Here is a 12,347-nt window from a genome sequence, read left to right on the forward strand (position 1 = left end):
CTTCACTTTTCACCATATAACACAACAACTATTTAACCCCATAACTTTCTAAACTCGGCAACTTCAAATCCTTCTCAGAAATAATGAGTTCATCTTCCGAAAGCATCCAGTCAATATTTAAAGTCTTATCGTTAAATAAGATTCCCGCTTCTGAAGCTTTGTTATAAAAGGCATCACATTTATATGAAAACAAAGTATCGTCCTCTAAAACTACAAATCCGTGTGCAAATCCCTTAGGAATAAATAATTGCTGATGTTTTATAGCATCCAAAATAATAGAAAAATGTTTTCCATAGGTTTCGGAACCTTCCCTTAAATCCACACAGACATCTAAAACCTTGCCTTTTATCACACGAACCAATTTTGTCTGAGCATGCGCACCTCTTTGATAATGCAGCCCCCTTAAAACGCCTTTCGACGATTTAGATTGATTATCTTGAACAAAAGTAATGGCTTGCCCCGTTAATTCTTGAAACGTCTTTGCATTGAAACTCTCAAAAAAATACCCACGTTCATCTTCAAAAACATCAGGAGTAATAACAAAACACCCCTTTAAATTAGACTCTTCTATTTTCATTAAACTTGCTTCTTTATTTGCTTTTTCATAAGCTATTTTCACCTCACAATTCACCCCTCACTTCTCACTTATAACCTCATCACATTTTAACTTTACAACATTATAACCCCTTTCCCATCTCACTGTCATCCTGAACTTAGCACATCCTGAGCTTAGCCTGTACTGAGCGCAGTCGAAGTATCGAAGTATCGAAACATCTCCTTCCTCCTACATGCCAATCTAAACCCTAACTGTCATGCTGAGCTTATCGAAGCATCTCGTTAAACCCTAATAATGCTATCACCTCTTCATTCCGCTAAGTTAACTTTATAACTTCTCTCCTTCACCATTTTACTATCATCCTGAGCCCGTCGAAGGATCACCCCTCACACCTCACGTCTCACTTATAACCTTATAACTTTTTAACTTTTTAACTTTACAACATTATAACCCCTTTCCCATCTCACTGTCATCCTGAGCTCAGCCTGTACTGAGCCCAGTCGAAGTATCGAAGAATCACTCCTCACGTCTCACCTTATAACCTCATCACTTTATAACATTGTAACTTCTTCACCTCATCACACTTCACATGTTACTCCCCAACTAACCTCGTTAAATACGCGCCATACCCACTTTTTAACAATGGCTTAGCTAAATTCAGCAGCTGTTGTCTATCAATAAATCCCATTTTATAAGCCACTTCTTCTATACACCCAATTTTCTGACCTTGGCGCTCTTCAATTACCTGAACAAACTGAGAGGCTTGCATTAACGATTGAAACGTTCCTGTATCTAACCAGGCTGTTCCACGATCTAAAACACTCACATGTAGCGTTCCTTGTTCTAAATAAACTTTATTAACATCGGTAATTTCAAGTTCACCTCTCTGACTGGGTGTTATATTTTTGGCTATTTCGACTACAGAGTTATCATAAAAATAAATCCCGGGTACCGCATAATTCGACTTGGGATGTTCTGGCTTTTCTTCAATCGAAACAGCCTTATTATCGGCATCAAATTCGACAACGCCGTAACGCTTAGGGTCTAAAACATGATAAGCAAAAATAACGCCTCCCCGAGGTTCTAAATGCGCTTGTAAGGTTTCGTTTAACCCGGAACCATAAAAAATATTATCTCCTAAAATTAAAGCAACATCGTCGCTCCCTATAAACGCCTCTCCTATTATAAAGGCTTCTGCTAAACCATTCGGCTCTTCCTGAACAGCATATTGAAATATACATCCATAATCTTTACCATCACCCAAAAGAGCTTTAAATCGCGGTAAATCTTTTGAAGTTGAAATAATTAATATCTCATGAATGCCTGCCGACATTAAGGTGGTTAATGGATGATAAATCATGGGCTTATCATACACCGGCATAAGTTGCTTACTAACCACTTTTGTAAGTGGATATAACCGTGTCCCTGATCCGCCTGCTAATATGATGCCTTTCATTGTTGTTTTATTTTAACACCTGTTACACTAAATCTATTTTTATAACTCCCTTTGTCATGCTGAGCTTAGCCTATTTCGAACTTGCCGATAGACGAAGTATCTCATTACCAACCCACCGCAATCAAAACCTCCCCTGTCACCCTGAGCCTAGCTTGTATCGAGCTTGACGAGATATCGAAGGGTCTTCTTACAGGCACACTTCGATTTAAACCTACTCAGTCTTGATGAGCTTAGCCTGTCGAAGCATTATTTATTCTCCACTACCAACCTCTGAATGATTTTTTGAGAACCTAATCAACTTCTCCCAATCTTTATCTATCAATGCTTTCTTCTTTCTCCTACTCCAGCCTTTTAATTGCTTTTCCTTTTCAATAGCTAAATTTACATCTGTAAATTCTGAATACCATTTTAATGCAACAGGCCTTCTCTTATATGTATATGCTAAAATATTAATCCCTTTATTATGCTCAAACAATCTTTTAGTCAAACAAGAAGTTACTCCAACATAATAGGAGGCATCCGAACACTCTAGTATATATACATAATAAGTTTTCATGCCTAAAAAATCCTTCGACAAGCTCAGGATGACATTATCGTTATTTTTATAAGCTTCATTATTTACTATCTAAAATTCCTGCCAAACTTTCAAATCTTTATGTGACTTTAATGCTTTCATTTAATCATATAACCTCTTCACTATATAACTACTTAACCTTATCACCTCTTATACTGCTTCCCATAATATTCCCGATATGCCCCACTCGTAACATGATCTAACCAAGCCTCATTATCTAAATACCAATCAATGGTTATGTTCAATCCTTCTTCAAAAGTAACCGAAGGTTTCCACCCCAATTCTTTATTAATTTTTGAAGCGTCAATAGCATAACGTAAATCATGCCCTGGACGATCTTTTACATAAGTAATAAGCTTTTCCGAAGTTCCTGGCGACCTTCCTAAACGTTCATCCATTTGAGCACACAATTCCTTTACTAAATCAATATTCTTCCATTCATTAAAACCACCAATATTATACGTTTCTTTAGTTTTTCCTTTGTGAAACACTAAATCTATAGCTTTGGCATGATCTTTCACATACAGCCAATCACGTGTATAATTCCCATCACCATAAACTGGTAATGCCTTATTATTAATGATATTATTGATAAATAATGGGATCAGCTTTTCTGGGAATTGATTTTGTCCATAATTATTAGAACAGTTGGTAATCACATATGGAAGCTCATACGTTTCACCATAAGCTCTAACAAAATGATCGGAACTGGCTTTTGAAGCAGAATATGGTGAGTTCGGATCATAAGCCGTCGTTTCAGTAAACAATCCTGTTTCTCCTAAAGTACCATAAACCTCATCGGTACTCACATGGTAAAACAGCTTATTCTTGAAATCGTCTTTCCAAATTTCTTTAGCCGCATTCAACAAATTAACCGTCCCAAGAATATTGGTTCTTACAAAAGCTAACGGATCTTTAATAGATCGGTCTACATGCGATTCAGCTGCCAAATGAATGACCCCATCAAATCGATGTTTTTGAAAAAGAGCACTAATAAAGCTAGCATCATTAATATCTCCCTTGATAAAATTATAGTTAGGAGAACCTTCAATATCTTTTAAATTCTCTAGATTCCCCGCATAGGTAAGGGCATCCAAATTAAAAATACTGTAATTCGGATATTTCTCCACAAATAATCGTACAACATGTGATCCAATGAACCCAGCACCACCAGTAATTAATATACTTTTTTTATAATTTAAACTATTCATTGTCATTAAAGTTACTTTTTCTTGACCTGTGAAATAAGATTTAAGACGGTTACCTAAAAACATTTTGCCATAATGTGTTTTTAAATATTTTTCTCTTCTAATCGCATCTTGCTGACTCAAACATCCCTCAAAATATATCAACTTTAACAGCCTTCTATTTCTGGTTGAAACTACGCGCCCCAATTGATGAGCCTTAAATCTTGATGGCAAATCTTGGCTATACCCAGTATATTTATTTCCATCCTTTTCAGAATATAAAATATACACATAATATATCCTTCCATCATATTTGCCATCATTTCATGGGTTGAAACCTTGCCCCCCTGTGATGAGTATCGTTATAATTATCTTTTAAATCGTTCTAAAAATTTAATAAAATCTAAGCCTAATAACACGATAAAGGTCAAACAAAACAACAACACACCATAGAATATCTTTGCTCCCATGGAAACACCGAAAATTTCCCTTTTATTATCAACAAAACCGCTATCTTGCTTTCTGGATAGCACCTCTAAAATCTCACTCTTATCTGCTATTTTTCGGTCAATCGCAACAAGTTCGCGTCTTAATTCAATATCACTTTTGTATAAGTCGAACTCTTTGGTTTTGTCTTTGTCTGAACTTCCTTCAAACGTGATTCCAATTTCAGACTTATTTTTATCTAATAAGGTATTTTCTAACACCCGTTTATAGGTTGATTTAAGAGAATCTGAAACCTCTAAAGCCTGCTCTATAGCTAACTTGTTATTTGTTAATTCTTCAATATCTTTTTTCTGTTCTTTTACGAAATAAGGATTTGTATTCACATAGTCGATAATTTTTGAGAAGACCAATTGAAAGTTGCTACGCACACTTGATTTTAGAGTAATTTGCTGAATATTATGATCATAATCCGTATAATTCTGTAAATAATCCTCATATAATATTGTTGCTGCCACCGTGGAATCCAACGTTTTTATATAAGCATCATATTCTTTGATACGCTGATTCTCATTAACAACGGGCTTTATATCAAACTTTAAAATTTTTGCTGCCTTACTCACTTCAACATCTAAAACCCTTCCTAAAACCACCGAATCTTCTTGTGACAACAAATCATTTAAATAGCTGATGGCATTGTACAAATCTTCGCCTGTTTCATAATTCTGCTTTACTGTAATATAAGACTTGTAAACAGGGGAAGATGTTTTCTGTAAAACAAATCCTAAACCTACACCAATAACGGCCGCAATGACCAATTTTATAGCTTGTCTTTTTATAAAAAACACCAACCAAACAAAGGCCAAAAATATGTTATAAAAAATACGCCCTATAAACTTAAAAAATCTATCGAAAGCATTGCCTATTAACTTAAACAACTGCCCTAAATCTACCTCCTCTGATGGTTGTGCTGATTGTGATTCTTTACTCATAATGTTAATTCAATATTTGTTCTAATATAGTTCTAGTTATTAAATACGTAGGTTTAACCCCCGAAGTACCTAAGCCTCCTGAAGCTAAAGTAGCTCCTGTTTCTAACGGATTATCACTGGCATAATAGGCATACCTTACTTTGACATCTTTTTGAATACTTCCTCTAACTTTTGAGGCTGCTTGTATGGCTTTTTGATAATGAGCACCTTCCATTTCAAGCCCAATAACCTGCCAAGTAGAATTATAGAAGAATTTTAAAATATCTTTATTTTGTAAAGAGGTTCCTAATACGGTAATCATCGAGCCTTCATAAACAGCCACTCCTTTTCCTTCTAAATCTTCTTTTTTTAACTCATTTTCAAAGGGATAATTATCTGCGGTTCCTTCAAAAATATGCGCCGATGGAATCATAATATCGCCTTTTCCGCCTTCTAAAATGCCTGCTTTCCCCATGATAGAAACCGATTCTACATTGAGGAGTACTTTTTTGTTCTTAATTTTATAGGGTTTCAATAATTCATCCATGGTTTCATAGGCCTGCTCTCCAAACGCATAATCCATAACAAGAATTACTGGTTTCTTTTCTTCTAATTCTATTTTTGAAACCTTAAGATCTAATTTAGTCATATCAAATTTTGAGGAATCAAAAATTTGAACATCTATATTAGCACCAGATGTATCTTTAATGTAAACCATGCCATTACTTAACGCTTCTTTTGAAACTTTGTTTCGTAAGGCCTCATTTTCACTTTTACTCAAAGTCTCATATACATCAAATATGGTTTTATGACCCGTTTTTGTTTTAATAGCACCTGAAGCAAAAATAGTATTCATTACACTATGCATATTGGCACTAATAACATGAATGGGTCTGTCTATTATACCGTGTTTGTTTAAAGTCTCCTTAATAGTATCTGCCCAAACCTCACCATGAATATGATGGCCTATGCGTTCTCTTAAAACGGGACTAAAAGTAATGGTGCGTTTGTTATTGTTTATAGATTCTTCTATAGCCAATTTGCCCAACCAGTACACGATATGCAAAAGACGCTCTGGTTGTGTTTTGGTTGCAAACTTATCATAAACTAAAATCAGTTCATTGAACGTTCTGCCTAATATATTTGCTGTATGCGTAATGGCGACTTCGCGTTCTTCTTGAGACAGTTTCTTTTTTGATAAAACAGCCTTTTCAAGTTTTATCCAATCACGTGTGGTTGTTCCTTGTTCATCAATTAAAACCCGACTGCTTATTTTGTGTGATTCAATGAATAAAAAGGTTAAGTGGGTTAAAATATCATAAATTTCTGATCGCCCACGTGTAATTTCAATATTCATTTGTTCATCGTCAATACGATAACAATTTCTACGACGTTTTTCTGGAATTATTGTTTTAAAATGAGAATTGGCATACCCCTCATCACTTGTTAAATTAATAAAGGTACATTCTTCAATGCCTTGCGGTAATCGATCTATCACATACAGTAACCCTTCAAGCTCTGCCTTTTCTTCACCAATAGAACCATATATTTCAGGGCGTAACAACAATAAAGACTCTCGTAACGTTTCACCCGAAATACCCATAGGTTTATAAAACCCTCTGTTAAACAAATGACGCATGGTAATATACATACGCTCAATAGCATTGGAACTCTCCTGTGCTCTGGTTCTGGCGTGATGTTTTTTATGACTCATTTGGTTTGTAAATTCTGGCAAAGATAACACTAATGATTTAATCTGAATGCGGGAAACCCTCAACTATTTTCCGGTCATTTGACAAACGTGGGATTTTATTTTGTCCTCCCAATTTTCCAACAGATTTCATATAGTCTTGAAACCCATTCTTTTTCACTTTTGTAATCTTTAGGGGCTGTAACACTTTACCTTGAATCAAATCAAAATAATAGGTGTTTTGTTTTTGAAGTGATTTATCAATTTTATCGGCTAACTCAGAAAGATCTTCAGGAGCGTTCTCAAATTCTATAAACCACTCATGATATGGTAAGCCTTTGTTTGGTGTTATTTGAGGCGCCACCGTAAATTCGGTAACCGAAATATTGGTATTTTCAATGGCTTCTTGCATAGCCTGTTCCACTTCCTTTCCTATAACATGTTCACCAAAAGCAGAGATAAAATGTTTTATACGACCCGAAACAATAACGCGGTACGGTTTAACCGAAATAAACTCAACCGTATCACCAAGATTATAAGCCCACAATCCGGCGTTTGTTGAAATAATCATAACATAGTTTACACCTACCTCAACATCTTTTATGGTGATGCGCTCTGGGTTTTCATCAAAAAACGCATCGGCCTTAATAAACTCGTAAAAAATACCTGAATTTAAAAGCAATAACATGCCCTTTTCATTCTGCTTATCTTGATAGGCAAAGAAGCCTTCACTGGCTGGATATAATTCAATACTAGCTACTGGTCGTCCAATTAAATTTTCAAATTTCGCCCGATAGGGTTCATAATTAACGCCACCAAAAATGAACAAATTGAAGTTTTTAAAAACATCACCAACTTTCTTCCCTGTTTTATGCTGAATTCTTTCAAAATACATTTGAACCCAAGATGGAATTCCAGAGATTACGGTCATGTTTTCTGGTAAAGTTTCCTCAACAATAGCATCTACCTTGGTTTCCCAATCTTCAATACAATTTGTTTCCCAAGATGGTAACCTGTTTTTTTGAAGATACTTTGGCACATAATGGGCAACAATACCCGAAAGTCTGCCCAATTGAATACCATTTTGCTCCTTCAAAATAGGGCTACCTTGTAAAAATATCATCTTACCATTTACAAACTCACTATGGCCTGTTTCATGAATATACATAAGAATAGCATTTCTTGCGGCTTCAACATGACTAGGCATGCTTTCCTTTGTTATTGGTATATATTTTGAACCTGAAGTAGTACCAGACGTTTTTGCAAAATAAATAGGTTTACCTTTCCAGAGTATATTCTCCTCACCTGCAACCACTGTTTCAATGTACGGCTTTAACCCTTCATAATCTCTTACAGGAACACGTTTCACAAAATCTTCATGACTATTGATGCTTATAAAATCATGGTCTTTCCCAAACAGCGTACTTGTAGCTTCAGAAATGAGCTCTTGAAACACTCTTTCTTGTGTTGCAATAGGATTTTCAGCCCATTTCATCGTTTTTTTATAAACACGTTTTGCAAAAGGCTTTGCTAAAATAGACTTCAGTGATATCATTTATTCAAAATCAATAAAATTTGTTGGATTAATGGGATATCCATCATTCCATAATTCAAAATGTAAGTGAGGCCCGGTAGACAATTCTCCTGAGTTTCCTGCGGTGGCAATAACCTCTCCCGCCTTCACTAAATCGCCTTGTGCTTTTGTTAATGCGGTGTTGTGTTTATACACCGATATAAGGCCATAACTGTGTTCAAGAATGATAACATATCCCGTACCTGCCGTCCATTCAGCAAAAATAACAATCCCATCAGCCGTAGCCTTTACTGGTGTATTTTCAGGAACCACAATATCTACAGCAAAATGCTTTTCTTTGGCATTGTAACGCTCACTAATTTCGCCATTTACAGGTGGAAATAATACAAAACTTGCTGCTGAGGTGGCCGATTCAAATAAATTATACTTATCCTCTTTATCTACTTTTTCCCGTAGCAGAGAATCTTCGGGAATAGGTGTAAAATCAACTTCACTGGCCTCAAGTTTTACGGCCTCAACAATAGAATCTTTATTAAAATCTACAGCACTTACATCACCCGTCAACACTTTTTTAATAGAAGTATAGTAACGGTCATTCATACTAATAACTTGTTGTAATGAATCTGTTTTATATGTGAGTTCTGTGGCTTTCTTTTTCAGGGCTGTTGAAGAATATCCTGGAATATACTCTCTTAACGGTGTAAAAGCAATAATAAGATACGTTAGTAAAATAAAGAAAATAGCGCCTATTGAAGCAAAAACAAATACATTTAGCCGTGTTAATTTAAACGAAAGTCGTTCTTCAAAAGTGTTTTCATTTAGAATAACTAAACGATATTTATCAAGCAACTTGCGCTTTATTCTTTTTTTGTTTCTCTTTTTATCTGCCATTTGAAAACAAAAATAAATAGAAATTTGTGAATCTTGGAAACTTCATCAGTTAAAGTGTTTTGTTAAATTTAATTCTGAATCCCTAAAGTTCTCTTTAAAACGGTAATATTAAAGTTTAATTATTAACTTTGTGTTTTTAAAACATTATTATGAGCTTATATATGTTACCATTAGCAATTGGCCCCATGCAAATAGTATTGATTGTTGTTGTTGTTTTGTTATTATTTGGAGGTAAAAAAATACCTGAATTAATGCGAGGACTAGGAAGCGGTATTAAAGAATTTAAAGATGCCAGCAAAGAAGACGACAAAGAAAAAGAAACTAGCAAAAAGGAGTAATTCCTTTTTTTAAGTATAAAACAAAAAGACCAGCAAATTGCTGGTCTTTTTGTTTATATATCATTTGAGTTTACTCTATTTTAACCGATTTGATGATAGACTCTAGTTCAAGCATATAATTCCTTTTTTCAACTGAAGGCGCAAAAGAAAAACCTTCAACCATAACCCATCTTTTGTTAATGTCATCTTTAATAGCATAATTTATAAAAGGACCTCCCATAAATGCATTTTCTACACGCCAAATCCCTTTAGTTTCATAGGTTAGTTTGTTGTCTATACTCATTTCTGATATAAAGGGCGCATACGCATTTTGTGTTGATAAATAAGAGCCTTCAACGGGTCCTTCAATATATGCCTTTCCTATAGAATCTCTTATCTTAATAATTTCACTTACCACACTATCATGCTCCTTAATAGCTTCAAGTGGTAACTCATAAATCAATAAATTATTTGTACCTGTTGTAATATCTTTTCTTATCCAAAAGAAATTTTCTGCTTCCTTGGCTATTCTGTAAACGGATGCGAATTGAATGGTTAAACCTAACTTCTCTTTAATGGCATTAAAATTATGTGGCGATTTTGCCATTTGCCGCTGTCTTTCTGCCAACTCCATATTACGAAATACTTCAACAATTTTAACGTCGTGCTCCTTTAAAACCGCTATAATATCTTGCCTTGTTTGACCAGAAACAACAATTACTTTTTGAGGCTTAGCGTAAACATCATCTAAAAACTTAATATCAGCGTCTTTACTAATCTCTATTTTTAAAACGGTTCTGTTTTTTGTAACAAAGCCAGAAAACACCTTTGGCGGAATTTGACTTACCGTAAATGTAGGCTCATCTTGTGGTAAGCCATAAATAGGTTTGCCTAAAATAGCTCTTATTTCCTCTCCAACAATACCCTCCCAAAGCTCATTAGTGGCAACAACAGACACATTATTAATAGCACCTGATGCGTCTGGAAGAAATTTTTCAGTAGATTTTTTTTTGTCTCCACAAGACACGAATAGTGAAAACAATATTACTAGACAAAGAACATTTCTCATCATAACTGTTTTTAATTTTTTATCGAATTACCCTTTAGCTATTTTTAGCTTCATTCCAGGTTTTAAATCATTACCACTAATACCATTCCATTCTTTAATATTTTGAACAGAAACTCCAGGAAATTTCTGAGAAATACCCCATAATGTGTCGCCACTTTTCACTGTGTAGGTAACTATTTCACCTGTAATAGGTTTACTTTTCACTGGTTTTGAACTGGTGGCCTGTACGGTTTGAGGTGCTACGTATGGCTTTCTTGGGTAGATGGTTAATCGCTGCCCTATCTTTAAATTATTACTTCTTAAACCATTCCATTGCTTTATATCACTAACCCTAACACCATATTGTCTAGAAATTTTCCCTAAATAATCTCCAGATTTTACTTTATAACGTATCCTATCATTAGCCTTAAAAAACTGTGGCAATGGTTTTTCTCGCTTGTCAAATTCTGCCTTTGCAAAAGCATAAATTTTTTCTTCATTGTTTACAAAATCACCCATTACCTGTACAGGCAACCTTAAAACATAATCTTCTTCTTTTATAAAAGGAATGATATCTAATTTATAAGATGGGTTTAAAAACTGCAATTGTTCTATTGGGGTTCCCGTAACTTCTGACACTTGATCAAGCGTAATCATTTGCTTAACCTTTACCGTATCTGTTTCAAAATAGGCAAATTCCGGCTTTGACTTCACAAAGCCATGCTCTTCAGCATATTCAAAAATATACATATTAGCCAAAAACGCGGGTAAATAACCTGCTGTTTCACGAGGTAAATTATGGCGAATATTCCAATAGTTTTGATACCCTCCAGAACGTCTAATGGCTTTGGTTACATTTCCAGGTCCAGAATTATAGGCTGCTAAAGCTAAATCCCAATCGCCAAAAATCTCATACAATTTTGAAAGGTATTTGGCTGCAGCTTCGGTAGACATAATAGGGTCACAACGTTCATCAACATAGCTACTTACATCTAAACCATACATTCTACCTGTACTAAACATAAATTGCCATAAGCCCGTGGCACCAACTCTAGATTTGGCTCTTGGCTTTAATGCTGATTCTACAATAGCTAAATACTTTATTTCTAAAGGAATATCATGTTTGTCTAATTCCGTTTCAAACATTGGAAAATAGAACGCACTTAGGGTAATAAGTCTTTGTAAAAGCTCTCTTCTGTTTTTTAAATACGATTTTATAACACTTTCTAGTGAAGGATTATACGCTACATTGAATGGTGTTTTAGCATCTAAAGCTTTTAACCGTGCTTTTAAAGTGTCTGTTGGTAGTTCAGGATACGCAACAGGTTGGTAATCTAATTCGGTAACTGATTTATAAACAGAATCAAATAGGGCATTGCTGTACAATTCCTTATACCATTTATCGTCATACTTAGCAGCTATTTCAAGGTCTTGAAGGTTTTTAACCGATAAGCTATCTATTTCGGCTTCAATAACCTTAACGGTGTGCGCAGATCCATCAACAATAGAATCTTTAATCATGAGGTTTTTTACAAGCACGGTATCAACAGTTTCCTTCTGATGATCTGCAATAGAGTCTTTTACCTGCGCCAAGCAGGTAGTAATATTTAAAAGCAAAATGTATATAAAAAAACGAAAAGCCATAACATCTATTCTCATGAATGAAATTATGGCTAAAA

11 protein-coding genes and 1 pseudogene are annotated in these 12,347 nt (G+C 34.9%); 1 reads left to right on the forward strand and 11 read right to left on the reverse strand.

The window, feature by feature from the left end; all coding sequences use genetic code 11:
• Positions 1–28: 28 nt before the first annotated feature.
• From rfbC to FGF67_RS00610, 9 genes and pseudogenes are all read right to left on the reverse strand, one after another.
• A complete protein-coding gene (gene rfbC / locus FGF67_RS00575; protein ID WP_139694515.1) occupies positions 29–577 on the reverse strand; it encodes a dTDP-4-dehydrorhamnose 3,5-epimerase in 549 nt (182 codons plus the stop codon).
• A 571-nt stretch (positions 578–1,148) separates the two neighbouring features.
• Positions 1,149–2,012 carry a glucose-1-phosphate thymidylyltransferase RfbA gene (rfbA, locus tag FGF67_RS00580; protein WP_139694516.1) on the reverse strand — a complete coding sequence of 288 codons (864 nt, stop codon included), beginning with the start codon at positions 2,010–2,012 and terminating at the stop codon, positions 1,149–1,151.
• Positions 2,013–2,262: 250 nt separating this feature from the next.
• Entirely contained in the window at positions 2,263–2,589 is a 327-nt protein-coding gene (locus tag FGF67_RS00585) for a GIY-YIG nuclease family protein (protein ID WP_394344284.1), read from the reverse strand.
• A 140-nt stretch (positions 2,590–2,729) separates the two neighbouring features.
• Positions 2,730–3,797, reverse strand: coding sequence for a dTDP-glucose 4,6-dehydratase (gene rfbB / locus FGF67_RS00590; RefSeq protein ID WP_233243979.1), 1,068 nt, complete (start codon positions 3,795–3,797; stop codon positions 2,730–2,732).
• 75 nt (positions 3,798–3,872) lie between these two features.
• Positions 3,873–4,064 (reverse strand): annotated as a pseudogene (locus FGF67_RS17480) (GIY-YIG nuclease family protein); the annotation flags it as partial.
• 77 nt (positions 4,065–4,141) lie between these two features.
• Positions 4,142–5,209, reverse strand: a complete 1,068-nt coding sequence (locus FGF67_RS00595) for a hypothetical protein (protein WP_139694518.1) — start codon at positions 5,207–5,209, stop codon at positions 4,142–4,144.
• A 4-nt stretch (positions 5,210–5,213) separates the two neighbouring features.
• Positions 5,214–6,902 (reverse strand): DUF6909 family protein, encoded by a 1,689-nt coding sequence (locus tag FGF67_RS00600; protein ID WP_139694519.1) that lies wholly within the window; start codon positions 6,900–6,902, stop codon positions 5,214–5,216.
• A gap of 37 nt (positions 6,903–6,939) precedes the next feature.
• Positions 6,940–8,433 carry a GH3 auxin-responsive promoter family protein gene (locus FGF67_RS00605; RefSeq protein ID WP_199240630.1) on the reverse strand — a complete coding sequence of 498 codons (1,494 nt, stop codon included), beginning with the start codon at positions 8,431–8,433 and terminating at the stop codon, positions 6,940–6,942.
• Positions 8,434–9,303, reverse strand: a complete 870-nt coding sequence (locus tag FGF67_RS00610) for a M23 family metallopeptidase (RefSeq protein ID WP_139694520.1) — start codon at positions 9,301–9,303, stop codon at positions 8,434–8,436.
• A gap of 149 nt (positions 9,304–9,452) precedes the next feature.
• Here FGF67_RS00610 and tatA point away from each other — a divergent pair, with 149 nt between their 5' ends.
• The gene (gene tatA, locus FGF67_RS00615; protein ID WP_139694521.1) at positions 9,453–9,641 is read left to right on the forward strand and encodes a twin-arginine translocase TatA/TatE family subunit; all 189 of its coding nucleotides are present in this window, start codon (positions 9,453–9,455) and stop codon (positions 9,639–9,641) included.
• 70 nt (positions 9,642–9,711) lie between these two features.
• Here the strand turns inward: tatA and FGF67_RS00620 are convergent, their stop codons facing one another.
• Both FGF67_RS00620 and FGF67_RS00625 read right to left on the reverse strand, forming a co-directional pair.
• Entirely contained in the window at positions 9,712–10,692 is a 981-nt protein-coding gene (locus FGF67_RS00620) for a DUF4837 family protein (protein ID WP_233243975.1), read from the reverse strand.
• 24 nt (positions 10,693–10,716) lie between these two features.
• Positions 10,717–12,327, reverse strand: a complete 1,611-nt coding sequence (locus tag FGF67_RS00625) for a lytic transglycosylase domain-containing protein (RefSeq protein ID WP_233243976.1) — start codon at positions 12,325–12,327, stop codon at positions 10,717–10,719.
• Between the last annotated feature and the right edge of the window lie 20 nt (positions 12,328–12,347).

The organism is Allotamlana fucoidanivorans (genome assembly GCF_006265225.1).
In the GTDB taxonomy this organism is placed as follows: Bacteria; Bacteroidota; Bacteroidia; order Flavobacteriales; family Flavobacteriaceae; genus Allotamlana; species Allotamlana fucoidanivorans.

What these genes read in the sequence shown, in the direction of transcription:
- rfbC (WP_139694515.1), bottom strand. Translation starts at nt 577, where the DNA reads ATGAAAATAGAAGAGTCTAATTTAAAGGGGTGTTTTGTTATTACTCCT.
- rfbA (WP_139694516.1), bottom strand. Translation starts at nt 2,012, where the DNA reads ATGAAAGGCATCATATTAGCAGGCGGATCAGGGACACGGTTATATCCA.
- rfbB (WP_233243979.1), bottom strand. Translation starts at nt 3,797, where the DNA reads ATGAATAGTTTAAATTATAAAAAAAGTATATTAATTACTGGTGGTGCT.
- FGF67_RS00595 (WP_139694518.1), bottom strand. Translation starts at nt 5,209, where the DNA reads ATGAGTAAAGAATCACAATCAGCACAACCATCAGAGGAGGTAGATTTA.
- FGF67_RS00600 (WP_139694519.1), bottom strand. Translation starts at nt 6,902, where the DNA reads ATGAGTCATAAAAAACATCACGCCAGAACCAGAGCACAGGAGAGTTCC.
- FGF67_RS00605 (WP_199240630.1), bottom strand. Translation starts at nt 8,433, where the DNA reads ATGATATCACTGAAGTCTATTTTAGCAAAGCCTTTTGCAAAACGTGTT.
- FGF67_RS00610 (WP_139694520.1), bottom strand. Translation starts at nt 9,303, where the DNA reads ATGGCAGATAAAAAGAGAAACAAAAAAAGAATAAAGCGCAAGTTGCTT.
- tatA (WP_139694521.1), top strand. Translation starts at nt 9,453, where the DNA reads ATGAGCTTATATATGTTACCATTAGCAATTGGCCCCATGCAAATAGTA.
- FGF67_RS00620 (WP_233243975.1), bottom strand. Translation starts at nt 10,692, where the DNA reads ATGATGAGAAATGTTCTTTGTCTAGTAATATTGTTTTCACTATTCGTG.
- FGF67_RS00625 (WP_233243976.1), bottom strand. Translation starts at nt 12,327, where the DNA reads ATGAGAATAGATGTTATGGCTTTTCGTTTTTTTATATACATTTTGCTT.